Source organism: Pandoraea sp. XY-2 (assembly GCF_004193915.1).
In the GTDB taxonomy this organism is placed as follows: Bacteria; Pseudomonadota; Gammaproteobacteria; order Burkholderiales; family Burkholderiaceae; genus Pandoraea; species Pandoraea cepalis.
Genome location: NZ_CP030849.1, coordinates 2,873,948 through 2,898,037 on the forward strand (window position 1 = coordinate 2,873,948; position 24,090 = coordinate 2,898,037).

Genomic DNA, 24,090 nt, shown 5'->3' on the forward strand with positions numbered 1-24,090 from the left:
GGGCCCCATGCGAAAGGAGCCCCGTGCTTTGCCATTTCTGCAACGTTCCTCTATGTCCGCCGCCAACGCTCTATCCCGTAATACCGCGCCTGTGCCGCTCGTGAAAGCGGGACAGCGTTACGCCTTTGCCGGCTCGCACGCCTCGAGCGACGCCCTGCTCATCGCCCGCTATTTCAACGACAACCGCGAGCGCCTGCCGTTGCTCGCCGTCGTGTGCGCCCAGACCACCGATGCCCTGCGCCTGCAGCAGGAACTCACGTGGTACGCGCCCGACGCCCGAGTGCGGCTGCTGCCCGACTGGGAAACGCTGCCGTACGACACGTTCTCGCCACATCAGGATCTCGTCTCCGAACGGCTCGCCACCCTGCACGACCTCGGGGAGAAGCGCTGCGACATCGTCCTGGTGCCCGCCACCACCGCGCTCTACCGCATGGCCCCGCGAGCTTCATGGCGGCCTACACGTTCTTCTTCACGCAGGGCGAGCGGCTCGACGAAGCACGCCTGAAGTCGCAACTGACGCTGGCAGGCTACGAGCATGTGAGCCAGGTGATGCGGCCCGGTGAGTATTGTGTGCGCGGCGGACTGATCGACCTGTACCCGATGGGCTCGGCCCTGCCCTATCGTCTCGATCTGTTCGACGACACCGTCGACAGCATTCGCGCGTTCGACCCCGACACGCAGCGCAGCCTGTATCCGGTCAAGGAAGTCCGCCTGCTGCCCGGGCGCGAATTCCCGTTCGACGACGCTGCCCGCACCGCCTTTCGCGGGCGCTGGCGCGAAGTGTTCGAAGGCGACCCGACCCGCAGCCCGATCTACAAGGACATCGGCAGCGGCGTGCCGTCGGCCGGCATCGAGTATTACCTGCCGCTGTTCTTCGACGAAACGGCCACCCTGTTCCACTATCTGCCCGCCGACGCCCAACTGGTGTTCGTGGGCGATCTCGATGCGGCCATCCACCGTTTCTGGAACGACACGCGTCAACGCTACAACTTCCTGTCGCACGATCGCGAGCGGCCGGTGCTGCCGCCCGAGCAACTGTTCCTGCTCGATCAGGACTTCTTCACGCTCGCCAAGCCGTTCGCCCGCCTGACACTGCCCACGCCGGGCGACGGCAGTTGGGCAATCCCGTTGCCGCCGCTGGCCATCAACCGCCGCGCCGACGACCCGCTGGCCGCCCTGCGCGCCTACCTCGCCCGCACGCCAGCCCGCGTGCTGCTGTGCGCCGACTCGGCCGGCCGCCGCGAGACGCTGCTGCAACTGCTGCATGATAACGACCTGCATGCGCCGTCCGTCGAGTCGTTCGAAGACTTCCTGACGTCCGACGCGCGCTTTGCCATCGGCATCGCCCCGCTGGCCGCAGGCTTCCTGCTGCCGACGGAAGATCTCGCCTTCATCACCGAGAACGAGCTTTACGAGGGCCTCGCACGCCGCGCCGGCAAGCGCCGCCAGGAGCAGGCAACGTCGGTCGACTCGATGGTGCGAGATCTGGCCGAACTCAAGGTGGGCGACCCGGTCGTTCACAGCCAGCACGGCATCGGTCGCTATCAGGGCCTGGTCAGCATGGATCTCGGCGAAGGCGAGACCGAATTCCTGCATCTCGAATATTCGGGCGACAGCAAGCTGTACGTGCCCGTTTCGCAGTTGCATCTGATCTCGCGCTACAGCGGCGCCGATCCCGATACCGCACCGCTGCACGCGCTAGGCTCGGGCCAATGGGAAAAGGCGAAGCGCAAGGCGGCGCAGCAGATTCGCGATACCGCGGCCGAACTGCTCAACCTGTACGCCCGTCGTGCCGCGCGTTCCGGTTACGCTTTCGAACTGTCGCCGCGCGACTACGAGAAGTTCGCCGATAGCTTCGGCTTCGAGGAAACGCCGGATCAGGCGGCCGCCATTGCGGCCGTGATGAGCGACATGACGAGCGGCCGTCCGATGGACCGCCTCGTGTGCGGCGACGTCGGCTTCGGCAAGACCGAAGTGGCCTTGCGCGCCGCCTTCATTGCCGTGCTCGACGGCAAGCAGGTCGCCCTGCTGGTCCCGACCACGCTGCTCGCCGAACAGCACGCGCAAACCTTCTCCGATCGTTTTGCCGATTGGCCGGTACGCATCGCCGAACTCTCGCGCTTCAAGACGACCAAGGAAGTGAACGCGAGCGTGAAGGCCATCAACGAGGGACAAGTCGATATCGTGATCGGCACGCACAAGCTGCTGTCGAACGACATCCAGTTCCAGCGTCTGGGCCTCGTCATCATCGACGAGGAACATCGTTTCGGCGTACGGCAGAAGGAAGCCCTCAAGGCGCTGCGTGCCGAGGTGGACGTGCTCACCCTGACCGCCACGCCGATTCCGCGTACGCTCGGCATGTCGCTCGAAGGCCTGCGCGACTTCTCGGTCATCGCGACCGCACCGCAGAAGCGTCTGGCGATCAAGACCTTCGTGCGCCGCGAAGAGGATGGCGTCATCCGCGAAGCCATGCTGCGCGAACTCAAGCGCGGCGGACAGGTGTACTTCCTGCATAACGAAGTCGAAACCATCGAGAACCGCAAGGCACAGTTGGAAGCCCTGGTGCCCGAGGCCCGCATCGTCGTGGCGCACGGACAAATGCACGAACGCGATCTCGAACGCGTGATGCGCGACTTCGTCTCGCAGCGCGCCAACGTGCTGCTGTGTACCACCATCATCGAGACCGGCATCGACGTGCCGACCGCCAACACGATTCTGATGCATCGCGCGGACAAGTTCGGTCTGGCGCAATTGCACCAGTTGCGCGGGCGCGTCGGGCGCTCGCATCACCAGGCCTACGCCTATCTGCTCGTCCACGATCCGAAGGCGTTGACCAAGCAGGCGCAGCGGCGTCTCGAAGCCATTCAGCAAATGGAAGAACTCGGCGCGGGCTTCTATCTCGCGATGCACGACCTGGAGATTCGCGGCGCGGGTGAAGTGCTGGGCGACAAGCAATCGGGCGAAATTCACGACATCGGGTTCCAGCTCTACACCGACATGCTGGCCGACGCCGTGAGCGCACTGAAAGCCGGACGCGAACCGGATCTCACCGCGCCACTCTCGGCGACCACCGAGATCAATCTGCATGTCCCGGCCATCTTGCCGAGCGACTTCTGCGGCGACGTGCAGGAGCGCCTCTCGCTCTACAAGCGCCTGGCCAACGGCACGCACGCCGACGCCATCGACACGATCCAGGAAGAACTCGTCGATCGCTTCGGCAAGCTGCCGCAACAGGCGCAGGCGCTGATCGAGACGCACCGCCTGCGACTGCTCGCCAAGCCACTGGGTATCGTCAAGATCGACGCGAGCGAAGACGCCATCGCCCTGCAATTCGAGCCGACCCCGCCCGTCGATCCGATGCGCATCATCGCGCTGGTGCAGACGCATCGCCATATCAAGCTCGCGGGACAGGACAAGCTGCGCATCGAAGCAAAGCACGTGCAACTGACCGATCGCGTACGCGCGATCAAGGAGACACTGCGCGCGCTCGGCACGCCGAACGCGAAAGCGGCCTGACACTCGCATGCGCGGGCCAACCCGCGCCCGACGCAGAGTTTCCCACCTGACGAGAATGGTTGTTCGCTCAACCTTTTACGTCTAAATTGTTTTTGAGTAATATTTCCCCAGTACCGGTACGTAGCAACGTATGACTGGAGATTCCCGGAGATTCGAATGACAAGCGCTTCCCCCAAGCCATCGCCCCGCAGGGTGCCAACGAGGCCCAGCCGGCATCGCTCGACTGGATCACGAAGCTGGTCAGCATCGACACCACCAGCCGCGAATCGAACCTCGGCCTGATCGAGACGGTGCGCGACAGCCTCAAGCACGCTGGCGTCGAGCCGTGGCTGTCTTACGACGCCACCCAGCGCAAGGCCAATCTGTTCGTGACGCTGCCGGCCGCGGATGGCAACACGCAGGGCGGCATCGTGCTCTCGGGCCACACCGACGTGGTGCCGGTCGACGGTCAGCCATGGGACACCGATCCGTTCAAGCCGGTGGTGCGCGACGGCAACCTGTACGGCCGCGGCACGTGCGACATGAAGGGCTTCATCGGCTCGGTCATGACGTTGCTGCCGGAAATGCGCGACGCCAAACTCAAGACGCCGTTCCATTTTGCGTTCTCCTACGACGAGGAAATCGGTTGCGTGGGCGCACCGGTCATGCTCGCCGCATTGCGTGAGCGCGGCATTCGCCCGGACGGCTGCATCGTCGGCGAGCCGACGAGCATGCGCGTGATCGTCGCTCACAAGGGCATCAACGCCTACCAGTGCTGTGTGCGCGGTCATGCGGCGCACTCGTCGCTCACGCCGAAGGGCTCGAACGCGATCGAATACGCCGCGCGCCTGATCTGCTACATCCGCGATCTGGCTGATCACTTCAAGCAGAACGGCCCGTTCGACGAGTTGTTCGACGTACCGTTCACCACGGCGCAGACGGGCACGATCTCGGGCGGTATCGCCCTCAACACGATTCCGGCGCTGTGCGAGTTCGTGTTCGAATACCGCAACCTGCCGGGCGTGGATGCCGAAGGCATCTTCCAGCGCATTCAGCAATACGCCACGGACGAGTTGATCCCGAAGATGCAGAAAGAGCACCCGAACGCGGGTATCGAGTTCAAGCGGATTGCCGCGGCGCCGGCGCTGGACGCTTCGGAGCAGGACGCCATCACGCAACTCGTGCGCGCGCTGACCAAGGACACCGACAAGCGCAAGGTTGCTTATGGCACCGAAGCCGGCCAGTTCCAACGCGCAGGCGTGCCGTCGATCGTATGCGGCCCTGGCAATATCGAACAAGCCCACAAGCCCAATGAGTTCGTGTCGCTCGAACAGATCGCGCAGTGCGAGTCGTTCCTGCGCAAGCTGATCCGCAGCAACACCGTCGGCGCATGAATCAACGCCTGACTCGCTCAGGCCGGCGTATCGACGAACGTTTGACCGGGCCGTATGCCGCCAATTGCCGGATGCGGCCCGTTGCCTTGCAACATGTCTTTCGCAATTTGCACGCAGTGAGTAGTTCGCAGTAGCAGACGCCTATCGCAAGGGCGCACAGGACATTCCTCCGCACGATAACAATCACGTACGCCAGACAGGTATTGGAGATCTCGCCCATGAGCGCAAGCGCAGCCCCCAACGCGACGGCCCCGGCCGCCCGCACTTCCCCGCACGCGTGGCGTGTGATCGTATCGGCCTCGATCGGTAACGCCCTCGAGTGGTTCGATCTCGTGGTGTACGGTTTTTTCGCCGTGACCATCGCCAAACTGTTCTTCCCGACCGGCAACGACACGGTATCGCTGCTGCTCACCCTCGGCACGTTCGGTGTGTCGTTCTTCATGCGGCCGCTGGGCGCCATCGTGATCGGCGCCTATGCCGACCGCGCCGGTCGCAAGGCGGCCCTCACCCTGTCGATTCTGATGATGATGGTCGGCACCCTGCTCATCGCGCTCATGCCGACGTACGCCACCGTCGGCGTGCTGGCACCGGTCGGCATCGTCATCGCCCGCATGGTGCAGGGCTTCTCCGCGGGCGGCGAATTCGGCAGCGCCACGGCGTTTCTCGCCGAGCACGCACCGAAACGCCGCGGATTCTTCTCGAGCTGGCAGGTCGCCTCGCAGGGCCTGACCACGCTGCTCGCCGCAGGCTTCGGCGCGCTGCTGACCGGCAATCTGTCACCGGAGGCCATGATGTCGTGGGGCTGGCGCGTGCCGTTCTTCTTCGGCCTGCTGATCGGCCCGGTCGCGTATTACATTCGCCGCCGTCTGGACGAGACGCCCGAGTTCCTCGACATCGAGCCCACGCAAAGCCCGCTGCGCGACACGTTCGCGAGTCAGAAGGAGCGGCTGCTGCTCGCCATCGGCGTGGTCGTGATGGCCACCGTGGCGACCTACCTGGTGCTCTACATGCCGACGTATGCGGTCAAGCAACTGGGACTGCCGTCGTCGGCCGCGTTCTCGGCGGTCCTGCTCACGGGCGTGGTGCAACTGATCGTGGCGCCCATCGTCGGCCACTGGTCGGATACGCATGGCCGGATCAAACCGATGCTCACGGCCGCCGTGGCATTGCTGGTACTGGTCTACCCGATGTTCAGCCTCCTCGATGCGCACCCGACGTTCGGCGCGCTGATGGTGTTCCAGATCGTGCTCGGCCTGCTGATGACGACGTACTTCGGCGCCTTGCCCGCCCTGCTCACGGAATTGTTTCCGGTGCAGGTGCGCACCACCGGCCTCTCGCTCGGGTATAACATCGCAGCAACGGTGTTCGGCGGCTTCGCCCCGTTCATCATCACGTGGCTCATCGGCGCCACCGGCAACAAGCTCGCGCCGAGCTTTTATCTGATTTTCGCTGCCCTCATCAGCATTACCGCGCTGCTGCGCACCCGTAAGCTCGGCCTGCGCTGATTTCAGCGAAGACCCAGCGCCCTCCGGGCGCCGAGGCGCACACGCGTTCACCGGTGTGCGTCGCGGCCTGCGGGGATTCCACGACTACGGAGACAATGTCCAAGTGACGCAACCGACCCCTGCCCCGCACGCCGACACCATCGACACGCAACCCGTTCCGACCCGGGACGCCATTGCCGCACTCCACGAAAAGTTGCGCCCCTATGTGCGAACGACACCGGTTTTCACACGCAGCGACTTTCCGACGCTGGGCGACACGCAGGTGACGTTCAAGTACGAGCTGCTGCAGGCGTCGGGTACGTTCAAGGCGCGCGGCGCGTTCTCGAACCTGCTCTCGCTCGACGACGCGCAGCGCAAGGCGGGCGTGACGTGCGTATCCGCCGGCAATCATGCCGTGGCGGTCGCGTACGCTGCGCGCGCGATGGGCGTCGGGGCCAAAACGGTCATGCTCAAGACGGCCAGCCCGGCACGCTCCTCCCTGTGCCGCCAGTACGGCGCAGATCTGATATTGGCGGAGAACGTGCATGAGGCGTTCGAGGTGGTCAAGCGCGTGGAGCAGGAGGAAGGCCGTTACTTCGTGCATCCTTTCAACGGTTACCGTACCGTGCTGGGCACGGCCACGCTCGGCTACGAGTGGGCGCAGCAAGCCCCCGACCTCGACGCCGTGATCGTGCCCATCGGTGGCGGCGGGCTGATTGCCGGGGTGGCGACAGCGTTCAAGCTGTTCGCTCCGCACGTGAAGGTGTATGGCGTGGAGCCGGCGGGTGCCGATGCGATGGCACAGAGCTTCGCCGCGGGCGGTCCGATCAAGATGGGGCCGATGAGCGGCATTGCCGACAGCCTCATGGCGCCGCACACCGAGCAGTACAGCTACACGCTATGCCGACGCCATATCGACGAACTGGTCACTGTCACCGACGACGAGATGCGCGCGGGCATGCTCACGCTGTTCCGCCAACTCAAGCTCGCCGTGGAGCCGGCATGTGCCGCAGCCACCGCTGCGCTGATGGGGCCGCTGCGCGAAAAGCTCATGGGCAAACGCGTGGGCGTCCTGCTGTGCGGCACCAATACCGACACGGCAACGTTCAACCGGCACATCGAAGCCGCCCTCGCGGCGGAAGCGAACGACTGAGCGGCCTCGCGCTGCCTTCATACAGCGTCGCGCCACAGCCACGCCGCAGCCATGCCGTTTCCCGACGCGACCCAACGGTCGCGTCGTTGCTCGGCCTCCAGCCGCTTCAGGCGTTTTCCAGCACCGTCACCAGGATTGCCCATGTCCGCCACCTCTCCCACGCCACCGGTCTTGCTGCTCGACGCCACGCAAATCGCCACGCTCATGCCCGTGGCCGACGCGATTCCCGTCATGTCCGAGATGTTCGGCGCGCTGGCGCGTGAGCAGATTCACCTGCCGTTGCGTCAGATCATTCGCCCACCGGAAGCGCTCGGGGCCAAGGGCATGCTCGGGATGATGCCCGCATTCCTGGGCGGCACGGCGTCCGGCCTGCCGGTCTATGGGGCGAAGGTCGGCACCTTCTTTCCCGGCAATAGCACTCAAGGAAAAGATCCGCATCAAGGTTGCGTCCTGTTGATGAGCGGGCTGACGGGGGAACTCCTCGCGGTCATGAACGCGGCGGAGATCACGGGCATTCGCACGGCCGCCGTGACGGGGCTCGCGACACGTCAGCTCGCCCGACACAACGCCAGCCGTCTCGCGCTGATCGGCGCGGGTCACCAGGCGCACTGGCATCTCGCGGCACTCGCCGCGGCGCGCGAACTGCAGCACGTGCGCGTGGCGAGCCGCTCGCTCGCCACGGCACAGGCGTTTGTCGACAAGGAGCAGCCGAACTACGGCTTTCGCCTCGAAGCCGCGCAGAGCGTCGAGGCGGCCGTGCGCGACGCCGACATCGTAGTCACGGTGACCAACGCCACGGAACCGGTGCTGCAAGCGGACTGGATCGCGCCGGGCACGCACGTCAATCTGGTGGGCAGCAGCACGCCGCGTCACCGCGAGGCCGACACGGCGCTCATGGCGCGCGCGCAACTGTTCGTCGACCGGCGCGAGTCGACGATCAACGAATCCGGCGACTATCTCGCCGCCGCTGCCGAGGGGCGCATCGGGCCGGCCGATCTGCTCGCGGAACTTGGCGAGCTGGTCATTGGCCAACACCCCGGGCGCTCCGACCCCGAAGCCGTCACGCTGTTCAAGTCGCTTGGCATGGGCGCGCAGGACGTTGCCCTTGCCGCCGCGCTTTACGAGCGCGCGCAAGCAGCGGGCATTGGCACACGCGTCGCGATCTGAACGCCGGACGCGCCCGACGCGAGGGCGGTCCACGGGGTCGACGGGTCATCCAGCGTAATGTCTGGATCCGTCCGGTTCCGGTCCGTGGGCGGCCTGTCGTGTCGTCGGGACACGCCATAAGATGGCGTCATCGTCACCCGACCTCACGGAGTCGCTCATGTCGCAAAGCCAAGCCGCCCAAACCTCCCGCACCGCCCTGCTCGTCATCGACGCCCAGGAATCGTTTCGCCAACGCCCCTATTGGCGTGAAGACGATCTCGCAGCGTATTTCGACCGTCAGCAGGCGCTCATCGACGGCGCGGTGGCACGCGGCGTGCCCGTCGTGCAGGTCTTCCACATTGGGTCGGGCGCCTTCTCGCGCGAATCCGGCTTCGTTCGCACGCTCGAAGAATTGCGCGTTGCCCCGGTATTCACGGTGGACAAGGTCAAGCACAGTGCTCTGGCCGGCTCCACGCTCGGCGCGTGGCTCGTTGAACATGGCATCACACGCCTGATCGTCTCTGGCATCCGTACCGAGCAGTGCTGCGAGACGACCACGCGCGCCGCGTCCGACGCTGGTTACGCCGTGGACTTCGTCACCGAAGCCACCCTCACGTTCCCGATGCAGCACCCACGCACCGGACGCGAGCTGTCAGTGGCGGAGCTGAAGGAGCGCACGGAAACGGTGCTCGTCGATCGCTTCGCGCGCATCGTGACGGTTGAGGAAGCGCTCGCCGCGGTGTAATGTCGTGATCAAACCGCCTTGCCCCTGCTGTCCGAATCTGACCTGAACGCCTGCCGCCATGTCGCGTCTGCAACCCGTCTACCTGCTGGTCATGCCCGACACGCTGCTGCTCGACGTGGCGGCCCCCGCCGAAGCCTTGCGCATCGCCAATCACCAGCAGGACGACGTGCGCTTCGTGTTGCAATACGTCGGCACGCAGCCCTCGGTGGCGACCTCGATCGGCCTGTGCGTCGCACCGCTGGCGGTATTGCCCGACGAGATCCCCGACGACGCCTGGCTGGTCGTCACGGGAACGGTCGAGAGGCCGCTGCCGGTTCAGGCGGCAGACAGCGGCACGGCACCGGATCTTGCGGCGGCGCCCACCGACGATGCCGAAGCCCTTGCCATCGCTTGGCTTCGGCGCGTCGTGCGCCCCACGCATCAACTGGCCTGCATCTGCACCGGCGCCCTGCTCGCCGCGCGCGCGGGACTGCTCGATGCCCGCGCCTGCACCACGCATCACGGCAGTTGCGACGCCCTGCGCACGTTGGCGCCGAGCGCCCGCGTGGCCGACAATCGGCTTTACGTGCATGACGGGAATGTCTGGACGAGTGCGGGCGTGACCACCGGCCTCGATCTGATGCTCACACTCATCGCCGATGCCACGGGCCCGATGTGCGCGGCGGCCGTTGCGCGGCAGATGGTCGTCTACGCCCGGCGTGCGGGCGCCGACCCGCAGTTGTCCCCATGGCTCGAAGGCCGCAACCATCTGCACCCGGCACTGCATCGTGTGCAAGACGCCATCGCCGCCGATCCCTCGCAAGACTGGACGCTCGCCTCCATGGCAGACATCGCCTGCGCGAGCGAACGGCACGTGACCCGACTCTTTCGCGAGCACGCTGGCGTCGCGCCCATCGATTATCTGCATCGGCTGCGCATCGCGCTGGCGCGCGAGATGCTCGGCAACAGCCAGCTCGATCTGGAGCGCATCGCGGAGCGCACCGGCTTCGGGTCGAGCCGGCATCTGCGACGCGTCTGGCACAAGTTCGACGCGCTCCCGCCGAGCCGCGCACGGCGCATCGCCCGAGAGCGCTGAGGCCGGGAGAGGCCAGACGAAGCGTGCGGGGAACGTTGGACGGCCGAGACGGCCCAACGCGGGTGAATCCTCGCGAAACCAGCGCCGACTCGCCGCAACCCGGTAGAATGGGGGTCGCACGCAAAACGCATGACTCTCGACTTCAAGATGGCCCACGACCTCGTCATTCTGGGCGGCACCCCGTCCGCTACGCCCACCCCGTCAACCTCGCCCACCCCGTCCATCCCGTCCACCCTGCCCGCTACGGCATTCCCGCCTCACCTGCAAGCGGCGGTCGGCGCCTTTGCGCCCGGTGCGAACGTCACGTTCACCCCGGGTGCGGCGCGCATTGCCGACGTCGTCGATACACCCGCCCTGCGCGAGGCGATGGGCACGTTTGCCCAGCAGCACCAGGTCGACGCGGTCCTTGTCGACAGCCACCGACGCCTCACAGACTTCAAGCTCGTGGCCATGGACATGGACTCGACGCTCATCACCATCGAGTGCATCGACGAGATTGCCGACTACTGTGGACTGAAGGCGGAAGTCTCGGCCATCACGGAAGCCGCCATGCGCGGCGAAATCAAGGACTTCAACGAGAGCCTCACGCGGCGCGTGGCGCTGCTCAAGGGACTTGACGCGAGCGCGCTGGAAAAGGTCTTCGACGAACGCCTCCAACTCTCGCCCGGCGCCGAAACCATGCTGCGCGGCGTTCAGGCACTCGGCATCCGCACGCTGCTGGTATCCGGCGGCTTCACGTTCTTCACGGAGCGGCTGAAGGCGCGTCTGAACCTGGATGTCGCCCGCGCCAATACGCTGGAGATCGTCGACGGCAAGCTCACGGGCCGTGTGCTCGGCGAGATCGTCAACGCTGAGGTCAAGGCGCGCACCGTGACCGAAGTGGCGACGCAGCTCGGCGCCAGCGCCGCTCAGGCGATCGTCATGGGCGATGGCTCGAACGACCTGCAGATGATGGCCATCGCCGGGCTGTCGGTGGCGTTTCGCGCAAAACCCGTGGTGCGGGAGAAGGCGTCCGTCGCGTTGAATTACGCGGGTCTGGACGCCCTGCTCTCGCTGTTCCGCAAGGACTGACATCGCCGGCGCGATGCGCCGACGATGCGGCGCCCTTCGTGGGCGCGCGTTCCCTGCCTCAGGCGCCGAGGTGCGCCGTCAGACTGGCTTCGATATCGGCCCGCAAATCGCGCACGTCTTCGAGACCGACATAGAAGCGCACCAGCGCCCCCTTATGCGGCCACGGCGTTGCCGAGCGCATGGACGGCACGCGATACGGCACCACCAGGCTGTGCGCGCCGCCCCAACTGAAACCGATCTTGAACAAGCGCAGCGCTTCGATGAATGCGTCGATTTGCGCCGGCGTGTAGCGCTCGTCGAACACCACGGAGAACAGGCCGCCCGCGCCCGTGAAGTCACGACGGAAATTCGCATGGCCGGGGCAATCCTCAAATGCCGGATGCAGCACGGCTGCGATTTCGTGACGCGTGGCCAGCCACGTCGCCAGCGTCATCGCGGCACGATCGTGCGCCTCGAAGCGGAGCTGCATGTTCGGCAGGCTGCGCAACACGAGGCTGCAATCGTCGGCAGATACGCCCACGCCCATGCGCATGCGCGCCTGCTTCAGACGGTGGTGCACGTTATCGTCGACGGTCACGACCGAGCCCATCAGCACGTCGCTGCCGCCCGACTGGTACTTGGTGAGGGCCTGCACCGAGATGTCCACCCCGTGATCGAAAGGACGGAACGCCAGGCCGGCGGAATACGTGTTGTCGATGGCCGTGAGCACGCCCCGCTCGCGCGCCACGCGCGCGATGGCCGGCACGTCGGGGACTTCCATCGTCACCGAGCCCGGGGCCTCGAGCCAGATCACTTTCGTGTTGGGCTGAATCAGCGCGCCGATACCGTCACCGATCATGGGATCGTAATAGCGCACCGTGATGCCGAACGATTCGGCGAGCCAGTCGCCGTGCTCTCGGTTCGGACCGTAGGCGTTGTCTGGAATCAGGACATCATCACCGCTCTTGACGAGGCCGAAGTACACGTTCGAGATCGCGGCAAGTCCCGACGGGAACAGCAGGCAGTGCTTGCCGCCTTCGAGCGCCGCCAGTCGCCGCATCAACTCCATCGATGTGGGCGTGGCATGCAGACCATAGCGCCACTGACTGTCGTTCTTCCAGTCGAGCGAGCGCATGGCGGCCAGATCGGGGAAGATCACCGTCGATGCGCGGGCCACCGGCACCGGCATCGCGGTGAAACCAGCCGGCACGTGGGTGTCGGTATGCAGAATATTGGTTTGCCAGTGCCAGCCGTTGGCTTCCGGCGTGTCGAGGGGCTTACGGTTGTCTTGCGTCATTACGGCTCCGGAAAGACTTGGGCCGGCAACGACACCGGCCCCCGGGAGTAACTTACACGCGCTCGAACACGGCGGCAATGCCCTGGCCGCCGCCGATACACATCGTCACCAGTGCATAGCGCCCGCCGATACGCTGTAGCTCGTGCAAAGCCTTGACCGTGATCAGGGCACCGGTCGCGCCGATCGGGTGGCCCAGCGAAATGCCGGAACCGTTCGGATTCACCTTGGCCGGATCGAATCCGAGGTCGCGCGTGACCGCGCACGCCTGCGCTGCGAATGCTTCGTTGGCTTCCACCACATCGATGTCGCCGACCTTGAGCCCGGCGCGCTCAAGCGCCTTGCGCGACGCCGGCACCGGACCGATGCCCATATAGTTTGGATCGACCCCGGCGTGGGCGTAGTTGACCAGGCGCGCGAGCGGCTTGGCGCCGCGACGCTCGGCTTCGGCGCGCTCCATCAGAATCAGCGCGGCGGCCGCATCGTTAAGCCCCGAGGCGTTCCCGGCCGTGACGGTGCCGTCCTTCTCGAACACGGGGCGCAGCTTCGCCATGTCGGCCAGCGTCACTTCCGCACGCACATGTTCATCGGTGGTGAACGACACCTCGCCCTTCTTCGACTTGATCGCGATAGGGACGATCTGGTCGTTGAAATAGCCAGCCGCCATGGCGCGCGCGGCGCGTTGATGCGACTCGACCGCGAGGCGATCCTGATCGTCGCGCGTGATACCCCATTTCTTCGCGATGTTCTCTGCCGTCACGCCCATATGAATGTTGGCGAAGGGATCGTGCAACGCGCCGAGCATCATGTCGACCAGACGCGATTCGCCCATGCGCGTGCCCCAGCGGGCACCCGGCATCACGTATGGCGCGCGGCTCATGCTCTCCGCGCCGCCCGCCATCGCCACGTCGGTGTCGCCCAGCAGAATCGACTGCGCGGCAGAAACGACCGCCTGCAGACCGGAGCCGCACAGGCGATTGACGGTCATCGCGGGCGCATGCTGGCTAACGCCCGCCTCGATGGACGCCACGCGAGCCAGATACATGTCCTTGGGTTCGGTATGAATGACGTTGCCGAACACCACGTGGCCGACGTCGTCACCGCCCACCTGGGCGCGCAGCATGGCCTCGCGGGCGACGATGGCGCCGAGCTGCGTCGGTGCGAAATCCTTCAGGCTGCCGCCAAAATCTCCAATCGCGGTGCGCACACCGCTGACGATCACGACTTCTCGTTGCATGTCTCTTCTCCGGGTGAATTTCAGTTGGCAATGAGTATAGCGCCGCGGCGGTTACCGCGATGGCAGACGCAGTGGAGGGAAACTTCGATGAGCGAGCTTGCGGGGGCGGCTGCCGTGTCGGGCGCCGCGCATCACGCTGCGGCGGGAAGCGGCGCAAGCGACGGAAGTCGGGGGGGGACGCGAAGCGAGGGGAAACCGGAGCATCGACGTGCCCCGGTAGGTCAAGCATTGATGCGGATCAGCCCGCCAGTGTCTGGAGCACCTGCTCGGCACGCGGCACGGGCGCGACAGCGCCGTAACCGGTTGTCGACAACGCTGCGCAGACGTTGGCGTAGCGCGCCGCCGCGAACGGATCGTCGCCCAGCGCCAGACGGGCCACGAAAGCGCCGCCAAAGCAATCGCCGGCCCCGGTGGCGTCAACGGCCTTTACCGGGTATGGTGCAACGATACGACGCTCATCCGGCGTGGCGACATAGCAGCCTTCGCGACCCAGCTTGAGCGCCACGACCTTCACGCCATACGAGAGCAGTGCGTCAAGGATCGCATCGCGATCGTCCAGCCCAGTGACCGCCGTCACGTCGTCCCAGCTCGGCAGGCAGACGTCGGTCAGGCTGAAGGCCTCGCGCATGGTGGCGCGGGCGCGGGCCAACGGCCAGAGCTTGAGGCGCAGATTCGTATCGAACGACACCTTGCCGCCGGCGGCGCGAATCGTCGACATCGCCTCGAAAGCAGCGTCGCAAGCGCTCGCGCTGATCGCCAGGCTGATCCCCGACAGGTGCAGGAACGATGCGCTCGCCAACGCTTCGCGCGGCAGATCCTCGGGACAGTAACGGCTCGCGGCAGACCCCGCGCGCAGATAGTCGAAGTGGTGCCCGTGCTCGTCGTGCGACACGAAATAGACGCCGGTCGGGGCCTGCGCATCGATGCGAACGGCGTCCGTATCGACGGCTTCCTCACGCCACAAATCGAGCAGCATGCGACCGAAGCGGTCATCGCCGAGCGCGCTCACGAAGCCCGTGCTGACGCCCTGGCGACGCGCGGCGATGGCGAAGTTGGACGTGTCGCCGCCGAAGCCCTGCAAATACTGGCGGGCGTCGTCGGGCGACTGGTTGAACTCGACCATGGCTTCGCCCATGGCCAGCACTTGCGGACCTGACGTATGCGTGAGCGCCATCAGACCACCTCGCCCCACAGATCGTGGCCGTCGGCGCCGGTCACCGTCACGTTCACGAACTCGCCGACCTTCAGGCGCTTGGCCGCCTTGGACGTGGGCTCGATGTACACGAGGCCGTCGATTTCGGGGGCGTCGGCCGCCGAGCGCGCCACACCACCGTCCTGATTGATCTCGTCGACGATGACCTGAATCGTCGTGCCGACCTTGCGCTGCTGGCGCTGCGCGGAGATCTCTTCGGCTACTTCCATGAAGCGCGCGCGGCGCTCCTCGCGCACTTCGTCGGGCAAGGCACCCGGCAACTCGTTGGCCTTGGCCCCCTCGACCGGCGAATAGGCGAAACAACCCACGCGGTCCAGTTCGGCCTCGCGCAGGAAGTCCAGCAAATACGCGAACTCGGCCTCGGTCTCCCCCGGGAAGCCCGCGATGAAGGTGCTACGGATCGTCAGATCCGGGCACAGCTTGCGCCACGCCTGAATGCGTTCGAGATTCTTCTCACCCGAGGCCGGGCGCTTCATGCGCTTGAGTACGTCCGGATGGGCGTGTTGCAGCGGCACGTCGAGATACGGGAGGATGTGGCCTTCGGCCATCAGCGGAATGATCTCGTCGACGTGCGGGTACGGGTAGACGTAGTGCAATCGCACCCAAGCGCCATACTGCTTGGCCAGTTCGCCCAGCGCCGTGACCAGTTCGGTCATGCGCGTCTTGAGCGGACGCCCCGCCCAAAAACCGGTGCGGTACTTCACGTCGACACCATAGGCGCTGGTGTCCTGCGAGATCACCAGCAGCTCCTTCACGCCGGCCTTGAACAGGTTCTCGGCCTCGAGCATCACTTCGGCCACCGGGCGCGAATCGAGATCGCCGCGCATCGACGGGATGATGCAGAACGTGCAGCGATGGTTGCAGCCTTCGGAGATCTTCAGATACGCGTAATGACGCGGCGTGAGCTTGATGCCGGCGGGCGGCACAAGATCGGCGAAGGGATCGTGCGGCTTTGGCAGATGCGTATGCACCGCGCTCATCACTTCGCCCAGGGCGTGGGGGCCGGTGACGGCCAGCACCTTCGGGTGCACGGCCGTTACGATGTCCTGACCGGCGGCGTCCTTTTTGGCGCCCAGGCAACCGGTGACGATCACCTTGCCGTTTTCGGCCAGCGCCTCGCCGATGGCGTCGAGGCTTTCCTGAACGGCGTCGTCGATGAAGCCGCAAGTATTGACCACCACGAGATCGGCACCGTCATAGGTACCGGCGATGTCGTAACCTTCGGCACGCAGTTGCGTCAGGATTTGCTCGGAGTCGACCAGCGCCTTGGGGCATCCGAGCGAAACGAAGCCGACCTTGGGGGTGCCGGCGGGCGATGGGCGGGACATGGGGCGAAATCCTGATCTAGAAAATACGGGGAACGATCGGCCGGCGAAGCAGCGACCTCAGCCACTCCTGGCGCATCCCCCGCAATGCCGAAACACCGTGCGAGACGCAGATCCTGCCTGCCGCCGAAACCGCCGCAAGAAGTACCTCGCGGCGAACAACCGCGTATTTTACCCTGTTCGCCCGTGGGGCGTTCCAACTATGTTGCCGATCGTTACGTTGCGCGCCCCGTGCCACATCGCAACGTCGGCCAAACCGTCAGGGCTTCTTGTTCGGGTCGCCCGGCGCGCCCGGCGCTCCCGGGAACGGGAACGTATTGAACATCGACTTCGCCTGGGTCTGCATCTGCTCTTGCATCTGCACGAACAGGTTCTTCGACTGCTCGATGTAGTTGGTCATCATGCCCTGCATCATCGGCGCCTGCATGTTCATGAATTGCGCCCAGACGTCCGGATTGAACGACGCGCCTTCGTAGATGCCCTTCGACTGATCGGCCAGCTTGTTCTGAATTTCGATGAACGTCTGGATATTCTTCTCGAGATACGTGCCCATCATGCCCTGCAGCGCATGCCCATAGAAACGAATGATCTGCGAGAGCATGGCGCTCGAGAACATCGGCACGCCGCCGGTTTCTTCTTCCAGAATGATCTGCAGCAGAATGCTGCGCGTCAGATCCTCACCCGACTTGGCATCGACGACCTTGAACTCCTCGGTCTCGAGTACCAATTGCTTCACATCGGCAAGGGTGATGTACGTGCTGGTCTGGGTATCGTACAGACGCCGGTTCGGATACTTTTTGATCAGGCGTTCGTCAGTCTTCTTGCTCGCGGCCATGCGGTGGGTTTCCTGCTTTTATGAAGGACTTCCCCGACCGGCGGTCGGGGTTAGTCACATATTATCGATTCTAGGACGTTTGCTGCTATGCGGCAAAGCCCTAACCCGCAACGGGGCGCGCAGCGCGGGTGTCGCCCGTCGCGCCCCCTACGCCCCGATCCCGCTTAGCCCATGTGCAGGCCGCCGTTGAGCGAGAAATCCGCCCCCGTCGAGAAGCCGGAGTCTTCCGATGCCAGCCATGCCACGATGGACCCGATCTCACCCGGTTCGCCCAGACGCTTGACCGGAATCGTGGCCACGATCTTGTCCAGCACGTCCTGACGAATCGAGCGCACCATGTCCGTCCCGATATACCCCGGGGACACCGTGTTGACCGTCACGCCCTTGGTCGCCACTTCCTGTGCCAGCGACATCGTGAAGCCGTGGATACCGGCCTTGGCCGTCGAGTAGTTGGTCTGACCGAACTGCCCCTTTTGCCCGTTGACCGACGAAATGTTGATGATGCGGCCCCAACCACGCTCGCACATGCCCTCGATGACCTGCTTGGTCACGTTGAACAGGCTCGTGAGGTTGGTGTCGATGACGGCATCCCAGTCCTCGCGGGTCATCTTGCGGAAGACGACATCGCGCGTGATGCCCGCATTGTTCACCAGCACGTCGACCTCGCCGACCTCGGCCTTGACCTTGTTGAACGCGGCCGTCGTGGATTCCCAGTCGCCAACATTACCTTCGGACGCGATGAAGTCGAACCCCATCGCCTTCTGATCTTCCAGCCACTTCACGCGGCGCGGCGAATTCGGCCCGCAACCCGCCACCACCTTGAAGCCATCCTTGTGCAGCCGCTGGCAAATGGACGTACCAATACCGCCCATCCCACCTGTCACATATGCAATGCGTTGAGTCATGGAAAGCTTCCCCCAAAATAGCGGCATCTCTGCCGCCTGTTGCGACTGCCAATTGACTGACGCACAAGCCGCGCGTTCCCGCGCGCGCCTTTCGTCTCCTGCCGACTTCAGCGTGCGCCCGTGCGCACTGCACGCACGGACGATACCGATTCGATTTTTTTCGAACGCTCGCCGAGACGCGTCAGACGCGCTCGACCGCCAACGCGACGCCCATGCCACCGCCAATGCACAGCGATGCCAGGCCGCGACGCGCATCGCGACGCGCCATCTCGTGCAGCAACGTCACGAGAATACGGCAGCCCGACGCCCCGATCGGGTGTCCGATGGCGATCGCACCACCGTTCACGTTGATCTTGGAAGTGTCCCAACCCATCTGCTGGTTCACGGCCAGCGCCTGCGCCGCGAAGGCTTCGTTGATTTCCATCAGGTCCAGATCGCTGGCCTTCCACCCCGCACGTGCGAGGCAACGCTGCGATGCCGGAACCGGGCCGATGCCCATCACCTTCGGATCCACGCCCGCGTTCGCGTACGCGACAATGCGCGCGAGCGGCGTAAGACCCAGTTGCTCGGCGCGCTTGGCCGACATCACGACGACAGCGGCCGCGCCGTCGTTGATCCCCGACGCGTTCGCCGCGGTCACCGTGCCGTCTTTCGCGAACGCGGGCTTCAGACTCGCGAGCGACTCGGCCGTCACGCCGTGGCGAACGAATTCGTCGGTGTTGAACACCAGCGGATCGCCCTTGCGCTGGGGAATCAGGACCGGCACGATCTCGGCATCGAAACGGCCCGCCTTTTGCGCGGCCTCGGCCTTGTTCTGCGAAGCGGCGGCGAATGCGTCCTGCATTTCGCGGGTGATGCCGTATTCCTTCGCGACGTTCTCCGCCGTGATGCCCATGTGGAACTGGTTGTACACGTCCCACAGGCCGTCGACGATCATCGTGTCGATCAGCTTGGCGTCGCCCATGCGGAAGCCGTCACGCGAACCCGGCAGCACATGCGGCGCGGCGCTCATGTTCTCCTGCCCGCCCGCGACGACGATGTCGGCGTCGCCCGCGGTGATCGCGTTCGCGGCGAGCATCACGGCCTTCAGGCCCGAGCCGCACACCTTGTTGATGGTCATGGCCGGCACCATCGCAGGCAGTCCCGCCTTGATGGAAGCCTGTCGCGCCACGTTTTGACCCGAGCCAGCCGTGAGTACCTGCCCCATGATGACTTCGCTCACGTCGTCGCCCTTGAGCTTGGCGCGCTTGAGCACCTCGTCGATCACGATGGCGCCCAGATCCGGCGCCGCCACCTTGGCGAGAGAGCCGCTAAATTTACCGACTGCGGTACGCGCAGCCGACACAATCACGATATCCGTCATGTCTCTTTCCTCGTTTCCAAATGAGTCGAACCCGCGGGGGATGCCCGTGGGTGCCGCCCGTTCAGGCCTTGGCCTTCACGTAGCGACCGGGCGCCGGTTCGATAGGGGCATAAACAACATTACCATACGCTTTTGGCGCCTTGACGCGTTTTCCTGCGTAGCCTGCAAGCCACTCGCTCCAGTCGCTCCACCAACTGCCGGGGTGCTCCGTCGCGCCGGCCAGCCAGTCGTTGGCATCCGTACCCACGTCGTCGTTGCGCCAGTAGCTGCGCTTTTTCTTGGCCGGCGGATTGACCACGCCCGCGATGTGACCGGAAGCGCCCAGCACGAAGCGTCGCTCGCCACCCAACAACGGCAGCGAACGGAACGCCGACGTCCACGGCACGATGTGATCCTCGCGTGAGCCGAACACATACGCGGGGGCGTCGATGCCGCCCAGATCCACGGGCACGCCGCACGTTTGCACCGCACCCGGGCGCTTCAATTCGTTCTGCAAATAGAGATGGCGCAGATACCAACAGAACATCGGCCCCGGCAGATTGGTGCCGTCACCGTTCCAGTAAAGCAGGTCGAACGGCTGGGGTGCATTGCCCTTCAGATAGCTGTCGACCACATAATTCCAGACCAGATCGTTCGGGCGCAGGAACGAGAACGTATTCGCCAGCTCCACCCCGCGCATGAGGCCCGGCGCATGCCCGGCGCCGCCGCCGATCGTCTGCTCTCGGAACTGCACATGCGGCTCGTCGATGAAGACGTCGAGCACGCCAGTATCGGAAAAGTCCAGCAGCGTCGTCAGCAAGGTCACGCTGGCGACCGGTGACTTGGCACCCTTCTGGCCCTTCGCGGCCAGCACGGCGAGCGCGGCAGAGAGCAACGTACCGCCCACGCAGAAGCCGAGCGCGTTGATCTGCGGCTGCCCGCTGATCTCACGCACGACGTCGATCGCGGCAATTGGCCCCTCTCCCACATAGTCGTCCCAGGTCTTGTGAGCGAGCGACGCGTCGGGGTTGCGCCACGACACGACAAAGACCGTATTGCCCTGCTCGACCGCGTAGCGGATCAACGAGTTCTCCGGCTGCAGATCGAGGATGTAGTACTTGTTGATGCACGGCGGTACGACGAGTAGCGGCCGCTGATGCACGGTCGGCGTGAGCGGCTTGTACTGGATGAGCTGGATCAGGTCGTTCTCGAAGACCACGGCGCCTTCGGTCGTCGCCACGTTGCGACCGACTTCGAACGCGGCCTCATCGGTTTGCGACACCTTGCCCTTGCCCATGTCGGCCAGCAGGTGCTGCATGCCGGTGAGCAGGCTGTCGCCTTTCGTTTGCACGAGGCGCTGCTGCGCGTCCGGATTGGTCGCGATGAAGTTCGCCGGCGAACTGGCCGCCACCCATTGCTCTACCGCAAACCGAATCCGCTCGCGCGTTTTGGCGTCGGCGTCGACCAGATCGGCCATGCGCAGCAGGAAGCGCCCATTGAGCAAATACAGCGCCGCGGGCATCGCGTAGAACGGATTACGCCAACCGTCGCCCGCGAAGCGCCGGTCGCCCAAGGCGGGCGCCGTGTCCAGTCCGGGCTGCGTAAAGCTGGCGACAAGTTCGGAAAATTCGCGCGCATATTCCGTCTGAAGCGCATTCAGACGCGCCGGATCGACGTGCGGTGACGTCGGCGGCGGCAGGCTGCCGGCCTTGCCGATGAGATCGAAAAGCCCGGCGAACGGGTTTGCGGCGGACGGTGCCCCAGGGGCACCGGAGAATGACGAGCCGGCAGCCCCCGGCAGCGCCCCGAACAGTTGTTGGGCAGCCGTGAACCACTGCGACATGTCCTGAGCGGAGAGCGAAGCGGAGGGGAACTGCTTGGCGAACGAGGCGGCCAACGAGGCCGGATCGAAGTTGGCACTGGCGCGATTCATGATAGCCTGAGTGTCACGTTCGTTGCGTTCACGGGCCAGCGCCCGAAACGCGGCGGCACGCAGCGCTTGCTTAGCGATACGCCCCACCTGCGAAGCATTCTTGCGTGCGCGCGCAAGTGTGTCAATGCTTGCAGCGTCCGTCTTGCGTGCATTTTTCCGTCGCCCCACCCATTTTTGCCTGCGCGTTTGCCCCAATGCTGATCGTCATTCTTGGCTGGCTTTATGTCATTGCGATGGTCGCCATCACCGCGCCGTCCGTCGCACTGGGTGTCGTCATCTTTGTCTGCGGTGGCCTCGCCCCGACGCTGCTCTTACTGTACATCGCAGGCGCCCGCCTCCGGCGTGCCCGCCCGCCGCGACCCGACGACGCCGTCGCGCAAGTCCCTTCAGTCCCTTCATCGTCGGATCGCGACGCCTCACCGCGCTCACCGCCCACGCCTTTGCCGTGACAGAACCCCGGACGGATTCGCTTGCGCGGTAATCGGCGTCAGGCCGCGCGCCACACGAGTGCCGCCATGCGACCCGTCGTCCGGTCGCGCCGGTAGGAATAGAATCGCGCCGGATCACCGACCGTACACCATTGCCCGCCCGAGACCTGCGTCACGCCCTCGCGGGCCAGTCGCAACCGTGCAAGCGCACACAAATCCGCCAACGACTTCCCCGCATCGGGATCGCCGTGCGGGACGAACGCAGACTGCGTCGCTTCACGCTCGTCCGGCGTTGCGGCCGCAAGAAACGCTTCACTCACCTCCCGACCGACTTCGAACGCTTGGGGCCCAATACAAGGGCCGAGCCACGCCAAGACCGGCGCGTCGGCGTCGCCCTTCGGCAAGCGCGCTCGCAATGCCCGCACTGTCTGCTCGATCACCCCAGCGCAAAGTCCGCGCCAGCCGGCATGCGCGGCGGCCACCGCGCGCCCTTGCGCGTCGCACAGCAGCACCGGCAGGCAATCCGCCACCATGATGGTGCTCGCAAGGCCAATCTCGCTCGTCGCGCTGGCATCGGCCTGCAACGGGTCGCCGGCATCGGCCGCCTCGAGCGCCGCGCGCGCATCGACCACGCGCGGGCCGTGAATCTGCGCCACCCATGCCGACGGTACGCCTGTGCGCGCCGCGAGCAACGCACGATTGATCCGCACGGCGGCCGGCTCGTCGTCCGCCTTGGTCCCCAAGTTGAACGTGGCTTGCGGTCCTTGACTCACGCCGCCCGCGCGCGTCGTGAAGACAGCACGAACGTTGGCCGGGGCGGGCCAGTCGGGGACGATCCAGTCCGCGGGCATCAGGTTTGACTCAGGCAGGGAAGAAGTCATCGAGCGAATCGGGGAGCGTTGAAAAATCGAATTCGAGCCCAAGCGCGGCCACGAGCGCACGCAGGTCATCCGGCAAAGGTGCCTGCCAGTGCACGAGACGGCCGTCCTCGGGATGGATCAACCCCAGTCGCCAGGCATGCAGCGCCTGACGCGCAAAATCGCCCGGCAACACCGGTCGTTTGTGACGGGGTTTGTAGAGGGGATCACCCAACAGCGCATGGCCGAGGTGCGAGAGATGAACGCGGATCTGGTGTGTGCGCCCCGTATCGAGCGAACAAAGCACGAGCGACACCGGGGAACCTTCCCATTCTGCGCTGGCGACCGTCACGACGCGCGTGCGCGCCGGCTTGCCGCCCTGCCCCGGTACGACCGCCATGCGAGTGCGCTCACGCGGGTCGCGACCGATGGGAGCGTCCACCACCGTGCGCTGCGGCGGGCGTCCCCACACCAGCGCGGCGTAATGGCGTTTGACGGTACGGGCCTGCAACTGGCGCACCAGATCGGTTTGCGCCACCAGTGTGCGCGCCACGACCATCAGGCCCGACGTCTCCTTGTCGAGCCGGTGAACGATACCGGCGCGTGGCAGATCGGCGGCCGCCTGGCCATAGCGATACAACAGGCCGTTGAGCAAGGTCCCGGACCAGTTACCCGCCGCCGGATGCACGACCAGACCCGCCGGCTTGTTGAAGACGGCCAGTGTTGCGTCCTCGTAGACGGCGTCGAGCGGCACCGGCTCGGGGGCAAACGCGAGTTGATCGGGCAGTGGTGCCGGCGTGATGACGACGGCCTCGCCGCCCGCCACTTTCTGGCGCACCTTGGCGGCCTCGCCGTCGAGCGTGACGCGGCCGTCTTCGACCCACGCCTGCAACCGGCTACGGGAGTATTCGGGAAAACATTGCGCGAGCGCCTTGTCGAGTCGCTCCCCGGCCAGCGACTCGGGCAGGGTGGCGCTAAGCGGCGTGCTGACGCCAGCCCCGCCCGGCAAGGCGGAACCGGACAAGGGAGCACCGGGATGGGTGCCGTCGGCTGCCGTTGGGAAAGCCTCAGGAAGCGAATCGAGGTCGTCGTCAGACGAATCCTCCGCATTTTCCGTGGCAAATGAGGCGGTTACGCTATAATCCGGCAGAATTGAATGGGTCATCGAGAAGTGAAGCT

At 65.3% G+C, this 24,090-nt stretch carries 17 protein-coding genes and 1 pseudogene; 8 read left to right on the top strand and 10 right to left on the bottom strand.

The genetic code is table 11. From position 1 onward, the window contains the following. Positions 1 to 52: 52 nt before the first annotated feature. The 8 genes and pseudogenes from mfd to serB all read left to right on the top strand — a co-directional run bounded on the left by mfd (position 53) and on the right by serB (position 11,563). Positions 53 to 3,516, top strand: a pseudogene (gene mfd, locus DRB87_RS12990) (transcription-repair coupling factor). A 179-nt stretch (positions 3,517 to 3,695) separates the two neighbouring features. Beyond that, complete coding sequence (argE, locus tag DRB87_RS12995) at positions 3,696 to 4,889, top strand: acetylornithine deacetylase (protein ID WP_130026195.1); 1,194 nt, start codon at positions 3,696 to 3,698, stop codon at positions 4,887 to 4,889. Between the two features lie 218 nt (positions 4,890 to 5,107). Further along, positions 5,108 to 6,394: an MFS transporter gene (locus DRB87_RS13000; RefSeq protein ID WP_130026196.1), complete on the top strand. Its 1,287-nt coding sequence runs from the start codon at positions 5,108 to 5,110 to the stop codon at positions 6,392 to 6,394. 103 nt (positions 6,395 to 6,497) lie between these two features. Further along, the gene (locus tag DRB87_RS13005; RefSeq protein ID WP_130026197.1) at positions 6,498 to 7,526 is read left to right on the top strand and encodes a threonine/serine dehydratase; all 1,029 of its coding nucleotides are present in this window, start codon (positions 6,498 to 6,500) and stop codon (positions 7,524 to 7,526) included. Between the two features lie 141 nt (positions 7,527 to 7,667). Continuing rightward, complete coding sequence (locus tag DRB87_RS13010; protein WP_165385309.1) at positions 7,668 to 8,693, top strand: ornithine cyclodeaminase family protein; 1,026 nt, start codon at positions 7,668 to 7,670, stop codon at positions 8,691 to 8,693. A 157-nt stretch (positions 8,694 to 8,850) separates the two neighbouring features. Continuing rightward, the gene (locus DRB87_RS13015) at positions 8,851 to 9,417 is read left to right on the top strand and encodes a cysteine hydrolase family protein (protein WP_130026199.1); all 567 of its coding nucleotides are present in this window, start codon (positions 8,851 to 8,853) and stop codon (positions 9,415 to 9,417) included. A gap of 58 nt (positions 9,418 to 9,475) precedes the next feature. Next, positions 9,476 to 10,492, top strand: coding sequence for a GlxA family transcriptional regulator (locus DRB87_RS13020; protein ID WP_130026200.1), 1,017 nt, complete (start codon positions 9,476 to 9,478; stop codon positions 10,490 to 10,492). Between the two features lie 129 nt (positions 10,493 to 10,621). Further along, complete coding sequence (serB, locus tag DRB87_RS13025; protein WP_240755979.1) at positions 10,622 to 11,563, top strand: phosphoserine phosphatase SerB; 942 nt, start codon at positions 10,622 to 10,624, stop codon at positions 11,561 to 11,563. Between the two features lie 58 nt (positions 11,564 to 11,621). On the opposite strand, the gene DRB87_RS13030 is transcribed toward serB, so the two are convergent. From DRB87_RS13030 to DRB87_RS13075, 10 genes are all read right to left on the bottom strand, one after another. After that, positions 11,622 to 12,839, bottom strand: coding sequence for a cystathionine beta-lyase (locus DRB87_RS13030; protein WP_130026201.1), 1,218 nt, complete (start codon positions 12,837 to 12,839; stop codon positions 11,622 to 11,624). Between the two features lie 52 nt (positions 12,840 to 12,891). Beyond that, the gene (gene bktB / locus DRB87_RS13035) at positions 12,892 to 14,073 is read right to left on the bottom strand and encodes a beta-ketothiolase BktB (protein ID WP_130026202.1); all 1,182 of its coding nucleotides are present in this window, start codon (positions 14,071 to 14,073) and stop codon (positions 12,892 to 12,894) included. Between the two features lie 238 nt (positions 14,074 to 14,311). Then, positions 14,312 to 15,247, bottom strand: a complete 936-nt coding sequence (locus tag DRB87_RS13040) for a sugar kinase (protein ID WP_130026203.1) — start codon at positions 15,245 to 15,247, stop codon at positions 14,312 to 14,314. Next, positions 15,247 to 16,614: a 30S ribosomal protein S12 methylthiotransferase RimO gene (gene rimO / locus DRB87_RS13045; protein WP_130026204.1), complete on the bottom strand. Its 1,368-nt coding sequence runs from the start codon at positions 16,612 to 16,614 to the stop codon at positions 15,247 to 15,249. The genes DRB87_RS13040 and rimO overlap by 1 nt, the downstream gene beginning before the upstream one ends. Before the next feature lie 256 nt (positions 16,615 to 16,870). Next, positions 16,871 to 17,446 carry a polyhydroxyalkanoate synthesis repressor PhaR gene (gene phaR / locus DRB87_RS13050; protein WP_017234064.1) on the bottom strand — a complete coding sequence of 192 codons (576 nt, stop codon included), beginning with the start codon at positions 17,444 to 17,446 and terminating at the stop codon, positions 16,871 to 16,873. A gap of 164 nt (positions 17,447 to 17,610) precedes the next feature. Then, positions 17,611 to 18,351, bottom strand: a complete 741-nt coding sequence (locus DRB87_RS13055) for a 3-ketoacyl-ACP reductase (protein WP_026131972.1) — start codon at positions 18,349 to 18,351, stop codon at positions 17,611 to 17,613. 181 nt (positions 18,352 to 18,532) lie between these two features. Continuing rightward, entirely contained in the window at positions 18,533 to 19,714 is a 1,182-nt protein-coding gene (locus DRB87_RS13060) for an acetyl-CoA C-acetyltransferase (RefSeq protein WP_130026205.1), read from the bottom strand. A gap of 61 nt (positions 19,715 to 19,775) precedes the next feature. Continuing rightward, the gene (gene phaC, locus DRB87_RS13065; protein ID WP_240755980.1) at positions 19,776 to 21,626 is read right to left on the bottom strand and encodes a class I poly(R)-hydroxyalkanoic acid synthase; all 1,851 of its coding nucleotides are present in this window, start codon (positions 21,624 to 21,626) and stop codon (positions 19,776 to 19,778) included. A gap of 487 nt (positions 21,627 to 22,113) precedes the next feature. After that, positions 22,114 to 22,935, bottom strand: a complete 822-nt coding sequence (pgeF, locus tag DRB87_RS13070; protein WP_370363090.1) for a peptidoglycan editing factor PgeF — start codon at positions 22,933 to 22,935, stop codon at positions 22,114 to 22,116. Next, positions 22,916 to 24,076 (bottom strand): RluA family pseudouridine synthase, encoded by a 1,161-nt coding sequence (locus DRB87_RS13075; protein WP_130026207.1) that lies wholly within the window; start codon positions 24,074 to 24,076, stop codon positions 22,916 to 22,918. The genes pgeF and DRB87_RS13075 overlap by 20 nt, the downstream gene beginning before the upstream one ends. Positions 24,077 to 24,090: the final 14 nt, after the last annotated feature.

Excerpts from the sequence above, each read along its gene's own strand:
- DRB87_RS13000 (WP_130026196.1), top strand. The coding sequence starts at position 5,108 with ATGAGCGCAAGCGCAGCCCCCAACGCGACGGCCCCGGCCGCCCGCACT.
- DRB87_RS13010 (WP_165385309.1), top strand. The coding sequence starts at position 7,668 with ATGTCCGCCACCTCTCCCACGCCACCGGTCTTGCTGCTCGACGCCACG.
- DRB87_RS13015 (WP_130026199.1), top strand. The coding sequence starts at position 8,851 with ATGTCGCAAAGCCAAGCCGCCCAAACCTCCCGCACCGCCCTGCTCGTC.
- DRB87_RS13020 (WP_130026200.1), top strand. The coding sequence starts at position 9,476 with ATGTCGCGTCTGCAACCCGTCTACCTGCTGGTCATGCCCGACACGCTG.
- serB (WP_240755979.1), top strand. The coding sequence starts at position 10,622 with ATGACTCTCGACTTCAAGATGGCCCACGACCTCGTCATTCTGGGCGGC.
- DRB87_RS13030 (WP_130026201.1), bottom strand. The coding sequence starts at position 12,839 with ATGACGCAAGACAACCGTAAGCCCCTCGACACGCCGGAAGCCAACGGC.
- bktB (WP_130026202.1), bottom strand. The coding sequence starts at position 14,073 with ATGCAACGAGAAGTCGTGATCGTCAGCGGTGTGCGCACCGCGATTGGA.
- DRB87_RS13040 (WP_130026203.1), bottom strand. The coding sequence starts at position 15,247 with ATGGCGCTCACGCATACGTCAGGTCCGCAAGTGCTGGCCATGGGCGAA.
- rimO (WP_130026204.1), bottom strand. The coding sequence starts at position 16,614 with ATGTCCCGCCCATCGCCCGCCGGCACCCCCAAGGTCGGCTTCGTTTCG.
- phaR (WP_017234064.1), bottom strand. The coding sequence starts at position 17,446 with ATGGCCGCGAGCAAGAAGACTGACGAACGCCTGATCAAAAAGTATCCG.
- DRB87_RS13055 (WP_026131972.1), bottom strand. The coding sequence starts at position 18,351 with ATGACTCAACGCATTGCATATGTGACAGGTGGGATGGGCGGTATTGGT.
- DRB87_RS13060 (WP_130026205.1), bottom strand. The coding sequence starts at position 19,714 with ATGACGGATATCGTGATTGTGTCGGCTGCGCGTACCGCAGTCGGTAAA.
- phaC (WP_240755980.1), bottom strand. The coding sequence starts at position 21,626 with ATGAATCGCGCCAGTGCCAACTTCGATCCGGCCTCGTTGGCCGCCTCG.
- pgeF (WP_370363090.1), bottom strand. The coding sequence starts at position 22,935 with ATGACTTCTTCCCTGCCTGAGTCAAACCTGATGCCCGCGGACTGGATC.
- DRB87_RS13075 (WP_130026207.1), bottom strand. The coding sequence starts at position 24,076 with ATGACCCATTCAATTCTGCCGGATTATAGCGTAACCGCCTCATTTGCC.